Annotated in this window: 14 protein-coding genes; 8 read left to right on the top strand and 6 right to left on the bottom strand. The window is 60.9% G+C overall.

The window, feature by feature from the left end; all coding sequences use genetic code 11:
* Positions 1 to 35: 35 nt before the first annotated feature.
* The 6 genes from SGN16_RS05435 to SGN16_RS05410 all read left to right on the top strand — a co-directional run bounded on the left by SGN16_RS05435 (position 36) and on the right by SGN16_RS05410 (position 7,294).
* Positions 36 to 1,493 carry a gamma-aminobutyraldehyde dehydrogenase gene (locus SGN16_RS05435; protein ID WP_210643007.1) on the top strand — a complete coding sequence of 486 codons (1,458 nt, stop codon included), beginning with the start codon at positions 36 to 38 and terminating at the stop codon, positions 1,491 to 1,493.
* Between the two features lie 90 nt (positions 1,494 to 1,583).
* Positions 1,584 to 2,735, top strand: a complete 1,152-nt coding sequence (ydcS, locus tag SGN16_RS05430; protein WP_210643006.1) for a putative ABC transporter substrate-binding protein YdcS — start codon at positions 1,584 to 1,586, stop codon at positions 2,733 to 2,735.
* A gap of 191 nt (positions 2,736 to 2,926) precedes the next feature.
* On the top strand, positions 2,927 to 3,964 hold the full coding sequence (locus tag SGN16_RS05425; protein WP_335943475.1) for an ABC transporter ATP-binding protein: 1,038 nt from the start codon (positions 2,927 to 2,929) through the stop codon (positions 3,962 to 3,964).
* Position 3,965: 1 nt separating this feature from the next.
* The gene (locus SGN16_RS05420) at positions 3,966 to 4,913 is read left to right on the top strand and encodes an ABC transporter permease (RefSeq protein ID WP_335943474.1); all 948 of its coding nucleotides are present in this window, start codon (positions 3,966 to 3,968) and stop codon (positions 4,911 to 4,913) included.
* Entirely contained in the window at positions 4,903 to 5,712 is an 810-nt protein-coding gene (locus SGN16_RS05415) for an ABC transporter permease (RefSeq protein ID WP_116831540.1), read from the top strand. The genes SGN16_RS05420 and SGN16_RS05415 overlap by 11 nt, the downstream gene beginning before the upstream one ends.
* A 157-nt stretch (positions 5,713 to 5,869) precedes the next feature.
* Entirely contained in the window at positions 5,870 to 7,294 is a 1,425-nt protein-coding gene (locus SGN16_RS05410) for a gamma-aminobutyraldehyde dehydrogenase (protein WP_335943473.1), read from the top strand.
* A gap of 208 nt (positions 7,295 to 7,502) precedes the next feature.
* Here SGN16_RS05410 and SGN16_RS05405 read toward each other — a convergent pair whose 3' ends face one another.
* Positions 7,503 to 7,688 carry a hypothetical protein gene (locus tag SGN16_RS05405; RefSeq protein ID WP_135843868.1) on the bottom strand — a complete coding sequence of 62 codons (186 nt, stop codon included), beginning with the start codon at positions 7,686 to 7,688 and terminating at the stop codon, positions 7,503 to 7,505.
* A 362-nt stretch (positions 7,689 to 8,050) separates the two neighbouring features.
* Here SGN16_RS05405 and SGN16_RS05400 point away from each other — a divergent pair, with 362 nt between their 5' ends.
* Complete coding sequence (locus SGN16_RS05400) at positions 8,051 to 9,676, top strand: glucan biosynthesis protein D (RefSeq protein WP_335943472.1); 1,626 nt, start codon at positions 8,051 to 8,053, stop codon at positions 9,674 to 9,676.
* Between the two features lie 116 nt (positions 9,677 to 9,792).
* Here SGN16_RS05400 and SGN16_RS05395 read toward each other — a convergent pair whose 3' ends face one another.
* The 3 genes from SGN16_RS05395 to SGN16_RS05385 all read right to left on the bottom strand — a co-directional run bounded on the left by SGN16_RS05395 (position 9,793) and on the right by SGN16_RS05385 (position 13,505).
* Positions 9,793 to 10,899, bottom strand: a complete 1,107-nt coding sequence (locus tag SGN16_RS05395; RefSeq protein WP_335943471.1) for an NADH:flavin oxidoreductase/NADH oxidase — start codon at positions 10,897 to 10,899, stop codon at positions 9,793 to 9,795.
* A gap of 287 nt (positions 10,900 to 11,186) precedes the next feature.
* Positions 11,187 to 12,896 (bottom strand): single-stranded-DNA-specific exonuclease RecJ, encoded by a 1,710-nt coding sequence (recJ, locus tag SGN16_RS05390; protein ID WP_210643000.1) that lies wholly within the window; start codon positions 12,894 to 12,896, stop codon positions 11,187 to 11,189.
* Positions 12,897 to 12,962: 66 nt separating this feature from the next.
* A complete protein-coding gene (locus tag SGN16_RS05385) occupies positions 12,963 to 13,505 on the bottom strand; it encodes a YaeQ family protein (protein WP_003198109.1) in 543 nt (180 codons plus the stop codon).
* 147 nt (positions 13,506 to 13,652) lie between these two features.
* Here SGN16_RS05385 and SGN16_RS05380 point away from each other — a divergent pair, with 147 nt between their 5' ends.
* Entirely contained in the window at positions 13,653 to 14,852 is a 1,200-nt protein-coding gene (locus SGN16_RS05380; protein WP_210642999.1) for a CaiB/BaiF CoA-transferase family protein, read from the top strand.
* Positions 14,853 to 15,200: 348 nt separating this feature from the next.
* Here SGN16_RS05380 and SGN16_RS05375 read toward each other — a convergent pair whose 3' ends face one another.
* On the bottom strand, positions 15,201 to 15,488 hold the full coding sequence (locus SGN16_RS05375) for a DUF3509 domain-containing protein (protein ID WP_210642998.1): 288 nt from the start codon (positions 15,486 to 15,488) through the stop codon (positions 15,201 to 15,203).
* A gap of 184 nt (positions 15,489 to 15,672) precedes the next feature.
* A complete protein-coding gene (locus SGN16_RS05370; protein WP_335943470.1) occupies positions 15,673 to 17,043 on the bottom strand; it encodes a transporter substrate-binding domain-containing protein in 1,371 nt (456 codons plus the stop codon).
* Positions 17,044 to 17,060 lie beyond the last annotated feature (17 nt).

Here is a 17,060-nt window from a genome sequence, read left to right as displayed (position 1 = left end):
CAGCAGTAGCCACCCCTTTTATAGAGAACGCGAACATGGCTGGCACGCAAACTCCGTTGTGTACCGCGTTGCTGATCGACGGGGAATTGGTCCCCGGTGACGGGTTTGTCGAGCCGATCCTCAACCCGGCCACAGGCGAAGTCCTGACACACATCGCCGAGGCCGGCACCGAGCAGGTTGAGGCCGCCATCCTGGCCGCCCACCGTGCCTTCGCCGGATGGTCGCGTACCACGCCGCAACAGCGCTCGAACCTGCTGCTGGAGATTGCCAGTGCCATCGAGAAAAACGCCGACTACCTGGCCCGCCTCGAATCCCTGAACTGTGGCAAGCCGCTGCACCTGGCACGCCAGGATGACCTGAACGCCACAGTGGACGTGTTCCGTTTCTTTGCTGGCGCCGTACGCTGCCAGACCGGCCAGCTCAGTGGCGAATACCTGCCCGGCTACACCAGCATGGTGCGCCGCGACCCGATTGGCGTGGTGGCGTCCATCGCGCCGTGGAATTACCCGATCATGATGGCCGCGTGGAAGATCGCCCCGGCCCTGGCCGCCGGCAATACGCTGGTGTTCAAACCGTCGGAACACACGCCGCTGTCAGTCCTGGCCTTGGCGCCAACACTGGCCGAGATCCTGCCACGAGGTGTGATCAACATCATCTGCGGGGGTGGCGAAGGGGTCGGCAGCCATCTGGTCAGCCATCCCAAAGTGCGCATGGTTTCGCTGACCGGCGATATCGTCACCGGGCAGAAGATCCTCCAGGCGGCGGCGAAAACCCTCAAGCGCACGCACCTGGAGCTGGGCGGCAAGGCGCCGGTGATCGTGTGCAACGACGCCGACCTCCAGGCGGTGGTCGAAGGCGTGCGCACCTACGGTTATTACAACGCCGGGCAGGATTGCACCGCAGCGTGCCGGATCTACGCCCAAGGCGCGATTCATGACCGCCTGGTGGCCGAGCTCGGCGCGGCGGTCAGCAGCCTGCGCTTTGCCGGCAAGCGCGATGCCGACAATGAAATCGGCCCGCTCATCAGCACCCGCCAGCGCGACCGGGTCGCCAGTTTCGTTGAGCGCGCCCTCGGCCAACCGCACATCGAGCGAATCACTGGGGCGGCCGTGCATTCTGGCGCCGGTTTCTATTACCAACCCACGCTGCTGGCCGGCTGCAAGCAAAACGATGAAATCGTCCAGCGCGAAGTGTTCGGCCCAGTGGTCACCGTGACCCGCTTCGACGAACTCAGCCAGGCAGTGGACTGGGCCAACGACTCCGAGTACGGCCTGGCGTCCTCGGTGTGGACCCAGAACCTGGACAAGGCGATGCAGGTGGCGGCGCGACTGCAATACGGCTGCACTTGGATCAACAGCCACTTCATGCTGGTCAGCGAAATGCCCCACGGCGGCCTGAAACGTTCGGGTTATGGGAAAGATCTGTCCAGCGATTCGCTCCAGGACTACAGCGTGGTGCGCCACATCATGGCCCGCCACGGCCAGCATCTGTAGATAACAGCACTACTCTAATAACAGGCCTTCAATGGCGCTTCACCCCGTTGAAACACTGCCCCGACCATAATTAAAGCAAGAGGGATTTCCATGTACGCGCACAAGACCGTATTGCTCAGCGCAATTACCACCGCGCTGTTGACCAGTGTCAGCCTCCAGGCCGCCGAACCGCTCAAGGCCGTTGGCGCCGGCGAAGGCCAACTGGATATCGTCGCCTGGCCGGGTTACATCGAACGCGGTGAAAGCGACAAAGCCTACGACTGGGTGACCGGTTTCGAGAAGGAAACCGGCTGCAAGGTCAATGTGAAAACCGCCGCGACGTCCGACGAAATGGTCAGCCTGATGTCCAAGGGCGGCTACGACCTGGTCACTGCCTCGGGTGACGCCTCGCTGCGGCTGATTGCCGGCAAGCGGGTGCAGCCGATCAACACGGCATTGATCGCCAACTGGAAGAACCTCGACCCACGCCTCAAGGATGCACCGTGGTATGTGGTCAACCAGCAGACCTACGGCACCCCGTATCAGTGGGGCCCGAACGTACTGATGTACAACACCGAGGTATTCAAGCAGGCACCGACCAGTTGGGGCGTGCTGTTCAACGCCCAGAACCTGCCCGACGGCAAGCCGAACAAAGGTCGTGTGCAAGCCTACGATGGCCCGATCTACATCGCCGACGCGGCGCTGTACCTCAAGACCGCCAAGCCAGAACTGGGGATCAAGGACCCGTACCAACTCGACGAAGCGCAGTACAAGGCCGTGCTGGAATTACTGCGGGCCCAGCAACCGTTGATCCACCGCTACTGGCACGACACCACCGTGCAGATGAGCGACTTCAAGAACGAAGGTGTGGTGGCGTCCGGTGCCTGGCCGTATCAGGTCAACGGCCTGATGAACGAAAAACAACCGATCGCCTCGACCATTCCGAAAGAAGGCGCCACCGGTTGGGCCGACACCACGATGCTGCACGCCGAGGCCAAGCACCCTAATTGCGCCTACAAGTGGATGGACTGGTCGCTGCAACCCAAAGTCCAGGGTGACGTGGCCGCCTGGTTTGGCTCGTTGCCAGCGGTGCCGGCGGCGTGCAAGGGCAGCGAGCTGCTCGGTGCCGAAGGCTGCAAGACCAACGGCTTCGACCAGTTCGACAAGATCGCCTTCTGGAAAACCCCGCAGGCCGAGGGCGGCAAGTTCGTGCCGTACAGCCGCTGGACCCAGGACTACATTGCGATCATGGGTGGGCGGTAAGCCTCTGTCGGCTTAGGAAACCCAGCTGAACACCGCTCTTGTGTGGGAACAAGGCTTGCCCGCGATGAAGATGACGCGGTCTCTCGGGGAACCGAGGCGCCTGTATCGCGAGCAAGCATTGCTCCCACAGATCCGATGTCCGGCCCCCACCAACAATCCAATAGAAGTCGCGCTTTCTGGAGCCCCGCACCATGACGCTTGCAGTCCAATTCACCCAGGTATCCCGTCAGTTTGGCGAAGTGAAGGCCGTTGACCGGGTTTCCATCGACATTCAGGACGGCGAGTTCTTTTCCATGCTGGGCCCTTCCGGCTCAGGCAAGACCACCTGCCTGCGCTTGATCGCCGGGTTCGAACAACCCAGTGCCGGCTCGATCCGCATCCATGGCGAAGAAGCCGCCGGGCTGCCGCCCTATCAGCGGGACGTCAACACGGTGTTCCAGGATTACGCGCTCTTCCCGCATATGAATGTGCGCGACAACGTGGCCTACGGTTTGAAAGTCAAAGGCGTCGCCAATGCCGAGCGCATCAAGCGCGCCGACGAAGCACTGGAGATGGTGGCCCTGGGTGGCTATGGCGAGCGCAAGCCGGTGCAACTCTCAGGCGGCCAGCGTCAACGCGTGGCCCTGGCCCGTGCCCTGGTCAACCGCCCGCGGGTGTTGCTGCTGGACGAACCGCTGGGCGCCCTCGACCTGAAGCTGCGCGAACAGATGCAGGGCGAGTTGAAGAAACTGCAGCGCCAGTTGGGCATCACCTTCATTTTCGTCACCCACGACCAGACCGAAGCCTTGTCGATGTCCGACCGCGTGGCGGTGTTCAACAAGGGCCGCATCGAACAGGTCGATACACCGCGCAACCTGTACATGAAACCGGCAACCACTTTCGTCGCTGAATTCGTCGGTACTTCCAATGTGATTCGCGGTGAACTGGCCCGAGAACTGAGCGGTTCCCCACAGCCGTTCTCGATCCGTCCGGAACACGTGCGCTTCGCCGAGGGCCCATTGGCCGCTCATGAAATAGAAGTCCACGGTCTGCTTCACGATATCCAGTACCAGGGCAGCGCTACGCGTTATGAATTGACGCTTGCGAACGGCCAGACCCTGAACCTCAGCCAGGCCAATACCCAATGGTTCGATAACGGTGCCCAGTATCAGACCGGCCAACGCCTTAGCGTGCGCTGGGCCCGTGAAGCGATGATCGCGTTGCATGACACCGTCAGCGGTGAGGTGTGAGATGAGCGCCCTGGCCATCAACCAAACGCCTGCGCTCGGTTCGCCGTTGCGACGTTTTTCCAACCTGCTGTACCGCCGCCCCAACCTCTACCTGTCGATGTTGCTGGTGCCGCCGCTGATCTGGTTCGGCGCGATCTACCTGGGCTCGCTGCTGACCTTGCTCTGGCAGGGCTTCTACACTTTCGATGACTTCACCATGGCGGTCACCCCCGACCTGACCCTGGCGAACTTCACGGCACTGTTCCAACCGTCGAACTTCGACATCATCCTGCGCACCTTGAGCATGGCCATCGTCGTGTCCATCGCCAGCGCCATCGTCGCGTTCCCGATTGCCTATTACATGGCGCGCTACACCAGCGGCAAGACCAAGGCGTTTTTCTACATCGCGGTGATGCTGCCGATGTGGGCCAGCTACATCGTCAAGGCCTATGCCTGGACGCTGCTGCTGGCCAAGGGCGGCGTGGCGCAATGGTTCGTCCAGCACCTGGGGCTGGAACCGCTGTTGCAGTTCGTTCTGGGGATTCCCAGCGTGGGCGGCAGCACCTTGTCCACCTCACACCTGGGACGCTTCCTGGTGTTCGTCTACATCTGGCTGCCGTTCATGATCCTGCCGATCCAGGCGTCCCTGGAACGCTTGCCACCGTCGCTGCTGCAAGCCTCGGCAGACTTGGGCGCCAGACCGCGCCAGACGTTCATGCAGGTGATCTTGCCGCTGTCGATCCCGGGCATTGCCGCCGGCTCGATCTTCACCTTCTCGCTGACGTTGGGGGACTTCATCGTGCCGCAACTGGTGGGCCCGCCGGGTTACTTCGTCGGCAGCATGGTCTACGCCCAGCAAGGCGCCATCGGCAACATGCCCATGGCCGCGGCGTTCACGCTGGTGCCTATCGTGCTGATTGCCATCTACCTGTCTATCGTCAAGCGCCTGGGGGCTTTCGATGCACTCTGAAAAATCTTCCTGGGGGCTGAAGATCGCTGCGTGGGGCGGGCTGGTGTTCCTGCATTTCCCGATCCTGATCATCTTCCTCTACGCCTTCAACACCGAAGACGCCGCGTTCAGCTTTCCGCCCAAGGGCCTGACCCTGAAGTGGTTCAGCGTCGCCTTCGCGCGCCCGGATGTACTGGAGGCGATCAAGCTGTCGCTACAGATCGCGGCCATCGCCACGCTGATCGCCATGGTGCTCGGTACGCTGGCCTCGGCCGCACTGTACCGTCGCGACTTCTTCGGCAAGCAGGGCATTTCGCTGATGCTGATCCTGCCAATAGCCCTGCCAGGCATCATCACCGGCATTGCCCTGCTGGCGACCTTCAAGACCCTAGGGATCGAGCCTGGCATGTTCACCATCATCGTCGGTCACGCGACCTTCTGTGTGGTGATCGTCTACAACAACGTCATCGCCCGCCTGCGCCGCACGTCCCACAGCCTGATCGAGGCCTCGATGGACCTGGGTGCCGACGGCTGGCAGACCTTTCGCTACATCATCCTGCCCAATCTCGGCTCGGCGCTACTGGCTGGCGGGATGCTGGCGTTTGCGCTGTCGTTCGACGAAATCATCGTCACCACCTTCACCGCCGGCCACGAACGCACCCTGCCGCTGTGGTTGCTCAACCAGCTCAGCCGCCCCCGCGACGTGCCGGTGACCAATGTGGTGGCGATGCTGGTGATGATCGTGACGATGCTGCCGATACTGGGCGCTTATTACCTGACCCGGGGCGGTGAGAGCGTGGCGGGGAGTGGCGGGAAATGATCAACGGTGATCGCTCACTGTGGGACCGCAATCCTGTGGGAGCGAGCTTGCTCGCGAAGGCGTCGTGTCAATCGCTGTAAAGGGTGAATGATCCACCGCTATCGCGAGCAAGCTCGCTCCCCACAGGGGACTTGGAAACCTTCAAGAGGACATGAACATGCAAACCAAACTGCTGATCAACGGTCACCTGGTAAACGGCGAAGGCCCCGGCCAGGCGGTGTTCAACCCCGCGCTGGGTCGGGTGCTGGTGGAAATCAATGAGGCCAGCGAAGCCCAGGTCGATGCCGCTGTGCGTGCGGCCGACAGTGCCTTTGAAAACTGGTCCCAGGTCCCGCCCAAGGACCGTTCCCTGCTGTTACTCAAACTGGCCGATGCCATCGAAGCCCACGGCGAAGAACTGGCAAAACTGGAATCGGACAATTGCGGCAAACCCCTGAGCGCCGCGCTGAACGACGAGATCCCGGCGATCGCCGATGTGTTCCGCTTCTTTGCCGGCGCCAGCCGCTGCATGAGCGGCTCGGCGGGCGGCGAATACCTGCCGGGGCACACCTCGATGATCCGCCGCGACCCGGTGGGCGTGGTCGCCTCCATCGCACCGTGGAACTACCCGCTGATGATGGTCGCCTGGAAAATCGCCCCGGCCCTGGCCGCCGGTAATACCGTGGTGCTCAAGCCGTCGGAACAGACCCCGCTGACCGCGTTACGCCTGGCGGAACTGGCATCGGAAATTTTTCCAGCAGGTGTGCTCAACGTGGTGTTCGGTCGTGGGCAGACCGTCGGCCAGCCGCTGGTGACCCATCCAAAAGTGCGCATGGTGTCACTGACCGGCTCCATCGCCACCGGCGCAAACATCATTTCCAGCACTGCCGACAGCGTCAAGCGCACGCACATGGAGCTGGGCGGCAAGGCCCCGGTAATCATTTTCGACGACGCCGACATCGACGCGGCGGTGGAAGGCATCCGCACCTTCGGTTTCTACAATGCTGGCCAGGACTGCACCGCCGCGTGCCGCATCTATGCCCAGCAAGGCATCTACGAGCAGTTTGTCGAAAAGCTCGGCGCCGCAGTGAGCAGCATCATGTATGGCCTGCAAACGGCGCCAGACACCGAGATGGGGCCGCTGATCACCGCCCAGCACCGTGACCGCGTGGCAGGGTTCGTCGAACGGGCCATCGCCCAGCCGCATATCCGCCTGATCGCCGGTGGCAAAGCGGTGGAGGGCAACGGGTTCTTCTTCGAACCAACGGTATTGGCCGACGCCCAGCAGGACGACGAAATCGTCCGTCGGGAAGTTTTCGGCCCGGTGGTATCCGTCACCCCCTTCGTCGACGAAGCGCAGGTACTGGCCTGGGCCAACGATTCGGACTATGGCCTGGCCTCATCGGTGTGGACTGCCGACATCGGCCGCGCCCATCGCCTGTCGGCACGCCTGCAATACGGCTGCACCTGGGTCAACACCCACTTCATGCTCGTCAGCGAAATGCCCCATGGCGGTCAGAAACGTTCCGGCTATGGCAAGGACATGTCCATGTATGGGCTGGAGGACTACACGGTGGTGCGGCATGTGATGTTCAAGCATTGAAGCCAAGACAACGTTAGCAACACACGCTCGCGCTCGCCCTGCCTGCGCGCTGCCAAGGTTTTCGTCGACTGGTGCACGCTCGCCGGTTGACGGAAATCCTGGCAGGACCTAGCGCGTCGACAACGTATACACCTTGGAGATTAGCCATGGCCTCGCCCGTTTTGTCCTTTCGTGTGGAAGAAGGCCTGGCCATCATCACCGTGCTTGATCAGAATCTGGAAACACTGCGCATCGCATCCACCAGGTAGCGCATAGCGATCCGGTCGTTTTCCGACAGTTCCCGATAGCGCTCCACCAGCCTTAACTCTTCCAGGCTGAGCCGGCGCGTCCTGCGCGGGTTGATCAGGCCTGGAAAGATCCCCAGCATTTCGGTAATGCCCTGTATTTTTGTCATGAACGTTGTCCTTCTGTACGTCGAATGGCCTGATAGCGCCGTCTGCATCGCGGATCGAACCGTCTATCAAGCTAAAGAATAGGGAGGATTCATAGCGTGAAAAGGGAGTTTTAGAGTAATTAGTCAAAAAAAGCCGAAATCCTGATAAAAAAAGAAATATCTGTAAGAAAATTTAACTAAGCCGCGCTTTCCTTTCTCTATATGCCCGCATATCCCCTATGATTTTGCCCTTTGGTGAACCGATCCAGCTCTCAGGTATCTGTTCTAACGTCTGTTGCGTTTGGCCAAAGGCATGTCCGAACTCCTTCATCAATCTTCGCGGCCAGGAACGGCTCGGGATTTTTTCGAGAAAGGTTGTATTTATGCACCGCAGGAACCTGCTCAAGGCCTCCATGGCCTTCGCCGCCTACACCGGACTTTCGGCCTCCGGCCTCATGGCCGCACGCGCCTGGGCTGCCGATCAGACCGCCGATGGCGAAGCCCGTCCTTTCGATTTCAATGCCCTGAAAGACCAGGCCCGGAAACTGGCCGCGAGCCGCTACGTCGACACTAAGCAAGTCCTGCCGCAAACCCTGGCCCTGATGTCGCCCCTGCAGTTCAACGCGATCCAGTACGACGCCAACCACTCCTTGTGGAACCAACTGGACGGTCAGTTGGACGTGCAATTTTTCCATGTCGGCATGGGCTTCAAGCAGCCAGTGCGCATGTACAGCGTCGATCCCAAGACCCGCCAGGCCCGTGAAGTGCACTTCCGCCCGGAGCTGTTCAACTATGAGAAGACCACGGTCAACACCTCGCAGCTGACCGGTGACCTGGGCTTCTCCGGGTTTCGGGTGTTCAAGGCACCGGAGCTGGATCGTCACGACATCCTTTCGTTTCTGGGGGCCAGTTATTTCCGCGCCGTGGACGCCAGTGGCCAATACGGGCTGTCCGCGCGCGGATTGGCCATCGACACCTACGCCAAGAAACGTGAGGAGTTCCCGGACTTCACCAAGTTCTGGTTCGAAACCCCGGACAAGAACAGCACCCGTTTCGTGGTCTACGCCCTGCTCGATTCCCCCAGCGCCACCGGGGCCTATCGGTTTGACATCGATTGCCAGCCGACCCGCGTGGTGATGGAGGTCGATGCGCACATCAATGCCCGTACCGCCATCGAACAACTGGGTATCGCCCCCATGACCAGCATGTTCAGTTGCGGCACCGTCGAGCGGCGCATGTGCGACACCATTCACCCGCAAATCCACGACTCCGACCGCCTGGCCATGTGGCGCGGCAACGGCGAATGGGTGTGCCGCCCGTTGAACAACCCCGCCAACCTGCAATTCAATGCCTATGCCGACAAGGACCCGAAAGGCTTCGGCCTGGTGCAGACCGACCACGACTTTGCCAGCTACCAGGACACCGTGGACTGGTACAGCAAGCGCCCGAGCCTGTGGGTCGAGCCTACGACAGCCTGGGGCGAAGGCTCTGTCGATCTGCTGGAAATCCCTACCACCGGCGAAACCCTGGATAACATCGTTGCGTTCTGGACACCGAAAAAACCGGTGGCTGCCGGTGATTCACTGAATTATGGCTACAAGCTCTACTGGAGCGCCTTGCCACCGGTGAGCACGGACCTGGCGCATGTCGACGCGACTCGCTCAGGCATGGGCGGCTTCATCGAAGGCTGGGCACCGGGCGAGCATTACCCGACCGTCTGGGCACGGCGCTTTGCCGTGGACTTCAGCGGTGGCGGCCTCGACCAATTGCCCCCGGGCACTGGCATCGAACCGGTGGTGACCTGCTCCCATGGCGAGGTGAAGGACTTCAACGTACTGCTGCTGGATTCGGTCAAGGGCTACCGGATCACCTTCGACTGGTACCCGACCGACGATCGCGTGGACCCGGTGCAGATGCGCCTGTTCATTCGCACCAAAGACCGGACCTTGAGTGAGACCTGGCTGTACCAGTACTTCCCACCGGCGCCGGATAAGCGCAAGTATCCCTGATATTGATTCGGCGTCTGGACTGGCTCGCGATGAGGCCGGTACAGCCACCGAATACTCCTGTCCGATAAACAAAAGCCCCGGCCAAATCGACCGGGGCTTTTTGCGTTACCAAACACTCAATCGCGCAAATCCGACTCATGAATCGGCTGGTCCCGATGCGTGGCCCGCTGGTACTGCGCCGGCCACGTGGCCTTGCGTCCGCCCAGGTCATCATCGGCGTGCAGGGCCCAGTACGGATCACGCAACAATTCCCGGGCGAGGAAAATGATGTCGGCCTGGCAGGTACGCAGGATGTGCTCGGCCTGAGCCGGTTCGGTAATCATGCCGACGGTGCCGGTGGCAATTTCCGACTCCTTGCGCACCCGCTCAGCGAACCGCGTCTGGTAACCCGGGCCGGTGGGGATCTCCGCATTCGCGGCAGTGCCGCCCGATGACACATCGATCAAGTCCACTCCCACGGCCCTGAGTCGTCGTGCCAGCTCCACGGTTTCATCCGGGTTCCAACCGTCCTCGACCCAGTCGGTGGCAGAGACGCGCACGAACACTGGCAACTCTTCAGGCCAGACGGCCCGCACCGCTTCGGTCACTTGCAACACCAGGCGGATACGGTTCTCGAACGAGCCGCCATATTGATCACGCCGCTGATTGCTCAAGGGCGACAGGAATTGGTGCAACAGATAGCCATGGGCCGCGTGGACCTCGACCACTTTGAAGCCCGCCGTGAGGGCACGTCTGGCCGAATCGACGAATGCCTGGACAACACCGGCGATCTGCCCTTCGTCCAGTTGGGCCGGCGGAGTGTGTTGCGGGTCGAAGGCAATCGGGGACGGACCCACCGGCACCCAGCCGCCGTCTTCCGGTTTTACACTGCCGTGCTTGCCCAGCCACGGGCGCCAGGTGCTGGCCTTGCGCCCGGCGTGGGCCAGCTGAATACCCGGCACGGCGCCCTGAGCGGTGATGAAACGGGTGATGCGTTGCAGAGGCTCGATCTGTTCGTCGTTCCACAGCCCCAGGTCCTGGGCAGTGATGCGGCCATCTGCGGTGACCGCGGTGGCCTCGGTGAACACCAGGCCAGCACCGCCCACAGCACGGCTGCCGAGGTGCACCAGGTGCCAGTCGTTGGCCAAGCCATCGGCGCTTGAATACTGGCACATCGGCGACACCGCGATGCGATTGGGCAGGGTCAATTGGCGAACGGTATAGGGTTCCAGCAGCAGACTCATGGGGCACCTCTCGAATCAGTGGGCAGGCTCCAGGGTTCTGTTTGAAAAGTCGACGAGTGACAAAAGGTGCAACACCCGCCCCCGCGGGCAACGAAAAATCGACAAGACGTCACAACGGCTATCAAGCAGTGCTTAGAGCCTAGTCGACAACCCGGGATCAGGGTGGGTTCAGAATTAAAAACCGACAGTGTGGCGCAATGCTGTTCACGCAAGGCTTGCCTGAGTTCCTGTGGCAAGGGAGCAAGCTCCCTCGCTACAGGGCCCGGTGACGATAGACGGGGGTATGCCTACCGCGGCTCGATGTGGGCAATCATCAACTGCACCGTTTCCTGGCCGCGGAACTCGTTGAGGTCGAGTTTGTAGGCCAGTTCGACCCAGCGCACGGTGGGGTTTGGCCAAACCTCACGGTCGATACCAAAGGCGATGCCATCGAGTTTCACCGAACCGCACTCGCTCTTGAGCACCACCTTCAGGTGCCGTTCACCCACCACCCGCTGCTCCACCAATTGAAACAGGCCGTGGAACATCGGCTCCGGGAAATGCTGGCCCCAGGGGCCGGCGTGACGCAGCGCCCGGGCCAGTTCCAAGTGGAATTCCTCCACCGCCAGGGTGCCATCCGACAGCAGGCGTCCGGTCAGGTCTTCTTCGCGCAATTGCCGACGCACTTCAGCGTCGAATGCCTCGGCGAACAAAGGGAAATTCGCTTCCGGCAAGGTCAGGCCCGCCGCCATCGCGTGACCGCCGTACTTGCTGATCAGGGTCGGATGCTGCGCCGCCACGACACTCAGCGCATCGCGAATATGAAACCCTGGCACTGAGCGACCCGAGCCCTTGAGCAAACCGTCGCCGGCATCGGCAAAGGCGATGGTCGGACGGAAATAGCGCTCTTTCATACGCGAGGCGAGGATGCCGATAACCCCTTGGTGCCACTGCGGATCGAACAGGCACAAACCAAACGGCATCGACTCCACCGGCAGGTCCTTGAGCTGGGCCAGGGCTTCGCGCTGCATGCCTTGCTCGATGGATTTGCGATCCTGGTTCATGCCGTCCAGCTGCGCCGCCATCTCGCGCGCCAAGGCAGCATCGTCGGTGAGCAGGCACTCGATACCCAGGCTCATGTCGTCCAGGCGCCCCGCCGCATTCAGACGCGGACCGAGGATAAACCCGAGGTCCGTGGAGGTGATGCGCGAATGATCACGCTTGGCCACTTCGAGGAGGGCCTTGATACCGGGACGAGCACGCCCAGCGCGAATCCGCTCCAGCCCCTGGTGCACCAGAATGCGATTATTGGCGTCCAGGGGCACCACGTCGGCCACGCTGCCCAAGGCCACCAGGTCCAACAGTTCGCCAATGTTCGGCTGGGGTTTGCTGGCATACCAACCCAGGCCGCGCAGACGAGCCCGCAGCGCCATCAGCACATAAAAGATTACCCCGACACCCGCCAGCGCCTTGCTCGGGAACTCACAGCCCGGCTGGTTCGGGTTGACGATAGCATCGGCCATCGGCAGTTCGAGGCCCGGCAAGTGGTGGTCGGTGACCAGCACATTGAGCCCCGCCGCTTTCGCCGCCGCCACGCCTTCCACACTGGAAATGCCATTGTCCACGGTGATCAGCAACTGCGGCTCACGAGCCAGGGCGACTTCGACGATTTCCGGAGTCAGCCCATAGCCATACTCGAAGCGATTGGGCACCAGATAGTCGACATGGGCCGCGCCGAGCAAGCGTAGCCCGAGCATGCCCACGGTGCTGGCGGTCGCACCGTCGGCATCGAAATCGCCGACGATCAGGATCCGCTGGCGTTGCTCCAGCGCCACCACCAACAGATCCACCGCCGCGTCGATGCCCTTGAGTTGCTGATAAGGAATCAAACGCGCCAGGCTCTTGTCCAGTTCAGCCTCGGACTGCACGCCACGGGCCGCATACAGGCGGGTCAACAGCGGCGGCAGGTCACCGAGAAATGGCAGGGTGTCGGGTAGCTGGCGGGGTTCTATGCGCATGGGGTGACGGATATTTCTCTATGGATCGTAGGGATTGTGTCTATTGCACTGTCCAGCATTGCGGGATCAGCCGCGCTCACCCAGCAACCATTGCAACTGCACTTCATGCTGGCCACGGTCGTCGGTCACGAAAATCGTTCCTTCGCTGATCATTACATCCCACTTGATTACGCGAGGCATGTCCTGGGCCAGGGTTTCGAGCACTTCTTGAGGCACAGCGGCGATGTTGACGTTCTTCAGATTCTTGACGGCCGGGATCACCTTGCCCTCCCAGACCCGTAGGCTGCCGTAGGCCAGCAGGCTGGTGCGCTCGGTGCGACGCGAGCACCAGGTCAGGCGGTCGGCGTCGGGCTGGCCGACTTCGATCCAGTGCAACACACGGTCATCCAGGCTTTTTTCCCACAAGGCGGGTTCATCGACGTCTGACAGACCACGTCCGAATGCCAGCAATTCGTTGTACCAGAAAGCGTAAGCCAGCAGACGCACGGTCATGCGCTCCTCGGTTTCCGAGGGATGGCGGGCAATGGTCTGCTTCACGTTCTCGTACACATTGCGGTCGAGGTCAGTGAGGTTCAGTTCAAACTTATAGGTCGTGGACGGCTGGGCCATGAACGGGCTTCTTGATACGAGGAAAGGCGGCAAGTCTAACCGATGACACGGGCAATCCACGAATTGCCGACCATCAACCTGCGGCAACTGACACTGGCCTATGATAAAACGCTCTATTCGTTCTGCTTTTGTCCTACAGGATTTCTCATGTCGCTAACTGCCAAACCCCTTGCCGGCGTCAAAGTCATCGAACTGGGTACCTTGATCGCCGGGCCTTTTGCCTCGCGCATCTGCGGTGAGTTCGGTGCCGAGGTGATCAAGGTCGAATCGCCTGACGGCGGCGACCCGCTGCGCAAGTGGCGCAAGCTGTATGAAGGGACATCGTTGTGGTGGTTCGTCCAGGCACGCAACAAAAAATCCCTGACCCTGAACCTCAAGCACCCTGAAGGCCTGACGATTCTGAAAAAGTTGATCGGCGAAGCCGACATCCTGATCGAGAATTTTCGCCCCGGCGTGCTGGAAAAGCTCGGACTGGGCTGGGATGTGTTGCACGCACTGAATCCGAAACTGGTAATGGTCCGGCTTTCAGGCTTCGGCCAGACCGGACCGATGAAAGACCAGCCCGGGTTCGGCGCGGTGGGTGAGTCCATGGGTGGACTGCGCTACATCACTGGGTTCGAGGACCGCCCGCCGGTGCGCACCGGAATATCCATTGGCGACTCGATCGCGGCGCTCTGGGGCGTGATTGGCGCACTGATGGCCCTGCGTCACCGCGAGATCAATGGCGGGGCCGGACAAGTGGTCGATGTGGCGTTGTATGAAGCGATCTTCGCCATGATGGAAAGCATGGTGCCGGAATTCGACGTGTTCGGTTTCATCCGCGAGCGCACCGGCAATATCATGCCCGGCATCACCCCCTCATCCATCCACACCAGCGCCGACGGCAAGCATGTGCAGATTGGCGCCAATGGCGACGCGATCTTCAAGCGCTTCATGCAGATCATCGGCCGTGACGACCTGGCCAATGACCCGCAACTGGCCAGCAATGATGGCCGTGACAGCCGCCGCGACGAGTTGTATGGGGTCATCGATCGTTGGGTCAACTCACTGCCGCTCGATGCCGTTATCGAGCAACTGAACCAGGCCGGGGTCCCGGCCAGCCGGATCTTCAGCGCCGAGGATATGTTCAGCGACCCGCAGTTCCTTGCCCGGGAAATGTTCCTACAGGCCAAGCTGCCAGACGGCAAGGCGTTCAAGATGCCGGGCATCGTACCGAAACTCTCTGACACACCGGGCACCTGCGAATGGGTCGGGCCGGCGTTGGGGGAGCACAATGCGCAGGTACTCGGGGAGCTTGGCTATGATGCACAGCAGATCGCCAAATTGCGCGCCGACGGAGCCATTTAACGCACCATATGGGATCTGCCGTGAACGAAAATCTGTTCACTGAGGATCGACTGTGAGAGCGAGCTTGCTCGCGATAGCATCGGTTCAGTCGACTTGATGTTGACTGGCACACCGCTATCGCGAGCAAGCTCGCTCCCACACGGGTTCAGCGCTGCTCAGTTGGCTGAGCGAGCTGTAATCTTAAATGCCGGACAAAAAGAAACCCCGAGAAGTGGGGAGACGACTCGGGGTTAAACGTGACCATTCGAGGTCAGTACAACAAGCGACAAGCACCGGAGCACAATGCTCGCTCTTGTTGGTAAAAGATCTGACTCTCCAGAACGTAAGAAGGTTCCCACAAAATCTCGGTCAATTCGGGACAGTCATGACCTTGTCGCGCGCCAGATTGCGCAGCGCCGCGATCACGCAGGGCTCCAGGCGACCCTCGGCAATCAGTACATCGCGGTGCAGACCATCGACCACGTCCGTCAGTTGGCGCTTGTCGGTCAATTGAGCCTGGTTGAACACCCGCTCAACCATGATGCTCCCAGCGGTATTCGTCAGCGTCACCCGGCATTCGCCCTTGGCGCCGGAGGGAGTCAGCGTAACCTGATACGGGCTTAAAGCCTCACCTAGCAATAGGTTGATACTTTCCATTCGCTCACCCTTCAATAGTCCGAAAACAACTGCATGTACCCAGTAAGTGACCGTGGGCTGCAGCAGAAAGTTCGTCAGCGTACCGAGCCGGCACCCCAAACCTGTTCAATCGAGCATGCGCGTCCAATATGACAGGCAAACAACAACCTTCTTGGTAAGCCATTTATGTGGCGACCGGCCTCGCTCAAGCGAGGAATTTGTCGGAGCGGCTCCACCGCCGCCCGACATCCACCCAGCCGCCTAAAATGCCGCGCAGCTGCCCATCGGCCCCGTAGAAGGGCACCGACCAATGGTAAATCTCCCGCAGCCCGCTGTTGAACAGCAACTGCCGGTCGACAAATCGAGACTGGCCGGTGCGCAGTTGCTCCATCACTTCCCCATGCAGCAACTGCGCCGTGGCCGGGGGAAACGCTGCAGAGTCGGTCCAGCGCGTACCCCGCAGTTTTTCGAAGCGAGTCGCAAACTGCTCTTCGTAGCTTTTGTTGCACATGACCAGGCGCCCTTCCAGATCACGAATGAATATCGGATCGGGAATGGCATCCATCAAGGCTCTCTGGAGCATCAACTGGTCCTTGAGGACGGCCTCGGCCTTGAGGCGTTGATCGATCTGTGTCTGCAGGCGACGGTTCCACAACAGGGACAGGAAGCCGAACAAGACGACCACGATCACGCACCAGTAGCCCCAACGAGACATACGCAACCAGATCGATGGTGCCTGGGCTGGGGTAATGCCCGCCATCCACTTTGCGCGCAGGGCGCGCATGTCCTCGGCCGGGAAGATTTCCAGCGCTTTATTCAAGATACTCAGTAACGGAGCCAGGTCTTGGCGCACCGCCAGATAGTCCGGTTCCCACTTGCCCTCAAGGCCACTTCCTACCTGCAGCTGTCCGGCCGGATACAAATGCACCCCGGTTTCATTTTCGATGGTGGCATAGGCCTCCCGGCTCTCCACCAGCGCCCGTGCCTCCCCATACGTCTTGGTCGTGCGCAATTCGATGGCCGGGTAGTCGCGCCTGATTTCCGCCTCCAAGGCATGCCGTGCCGGCAACGCCAGGACCTTGCCCTCAAGCTGCTTCAGCGAATGGAGTACCGACTCCCCGTCGCGGCCGACGAACACCCAGCCGGAACCGCCAAATGCATGGCTGAAACTGAGGAAATCCCGACGCTCATCGTTCATTGCCAGGAGAGTCGTCATGTCAGCCTCGCCATTCTCCAGCATCGTCAGCAACTGACCGGGGGAAAACGATTCCCGATGTACGAACTCCAGCCCTGTCATTTGTGCAATACGCTGGAGAATTTCATGGTTCAGCCCGTCCCACTGCCCCAGTTCATTCTTGAACAGGTACAGCGGAAACTGCATCGAGGCCACGATGACGCGGGGGTTCTCCTTGATCCACTTCAACTCCTGCACGTCCAGAACCACCCGCTCGCCGGGCTCGAACGGTGGCGTTTCGAAGGCCGCCAGCTGTGCCGCACCACCCTTCGCCCCCCAGCACATCAAGGCCAGGCCCATCACCCAGCCCAGTGCTGGTTTGCCTTTGATAAAAAACAACATCTGCATTTCCTTCGAGA

This window comes from Pseudomonas sp. G166, assembly GCF_037027455.2.
Lineage (GTDB): Bacteria > Pseudomonadota > Gammaproteobacteria > Pseudomonadales > Pseudomonadaceae > Aquipseudomonas.
This window is presented reverse-complemented; position numbering and strand designations above follow the sequence as displayed.

Excerpts from the sequence above, each read along its gene's own strand:
- SGN16_RS05435 (WP_210643007.1), top strand. The coding sequence starts at position 36 with ATGGCTGGCACGCAAACTCCGTTGTGTACCGCGTTGCTGATCGACGGG.
- ydcS (WP_210643006.1), top strand. The coding sequence starts at position 1,584 with ATGTACGCGCACAAGACCGTATTGCTCAGCGCAATTACCACCGCGCTG.
- SGN16_RS05425 (WP_335943475.1), top strand. The coding sequence starts at position 2,927 with ATGACGCTTGCAGTCCAATTCACCCAGGTATCCCGTCAGTTTGGCGAA.
- SGN16_RS05420 (WP_335943474.1), top strand. The coding sequence starts at position 3,966 with ATGAGCGCCCTGGCCATCAACCAAACGCCTGCGCTCGGTTCGCCGTTG.
- SGN16_RS05415 (WP_116831540.1), top strand. The coding sequence starts at position 4,903 with ATGCACTCTGAAAAATCTTCCTGGGGGCTGAAGATCGCTGCGTGGGGC.
- SGN16_RS05410 (WP_335943473.1), top strand. The coding sequence starts at position 5,870 with ATGCAAACCAAACTGCTGATCAACGGTCACCTGGTAAACGGCGAAGGC.
- SGN16_RS05405 (WP_135843868.1), bottom strand. The coding sequence starts at position 7,688 with ATGACAAAAATACAGGGCATTACCGAAATGCTGGGGATCTTTCCAGGC.
- SGN16_RS05400 (WP_335943472.1), top strand. The coding sequence starts at position 8,051 with ATGCACCGCAGGAACCTGCTCAAGGCCTCCATGGCCTTCGCCGCCTAC.
- SGN16_RS05395 (WP_335943471.1), bottom strand. The coding sequence starts at position 10,899 with ATGAGTCTGCTGCTGGAACCCTATACCGTTCGCCAATTGACCCTGCCC.
- recJ (WP_210643000.1), bottom strand. The coding sequence starts at position 12,896 with ATGCGCATAGAACCCCGCCAGCTACCCGACACCCTGCCATTTCTCGGT.
- SGN16_RS05385 (WP_003198109.1), bottom strand. The coding sequence starts at position 13,505 with ATGGCCCAGCCGTCCACGACCTATAAGTTTGAACTGAACCTCACTGAC.
- SGN16_RS05380 (WP_210642999.1), top strand. The coding sequence starts at position 13,653 with ATGTCGCTAACTGCCAAACCCCTTGCCGGCGTCAAAGTCATCGAACTG.
- SGN16_RS05375 (WP_210642998.1), bottom strand. The coding sequence starts at position 15,488 with ATGGAAAGTATCAACCTATTGCTAGGTGAGGCTTTAAGCCCGTATCAG.
- SGN16_RS05370 (WP_335943470.1), bottom strand. The coding sequence starts at position 17,043 with ATGTTGTTTTTTATCAAAGGCAAACCAGCACTGGGCTGGGTGATGGGC.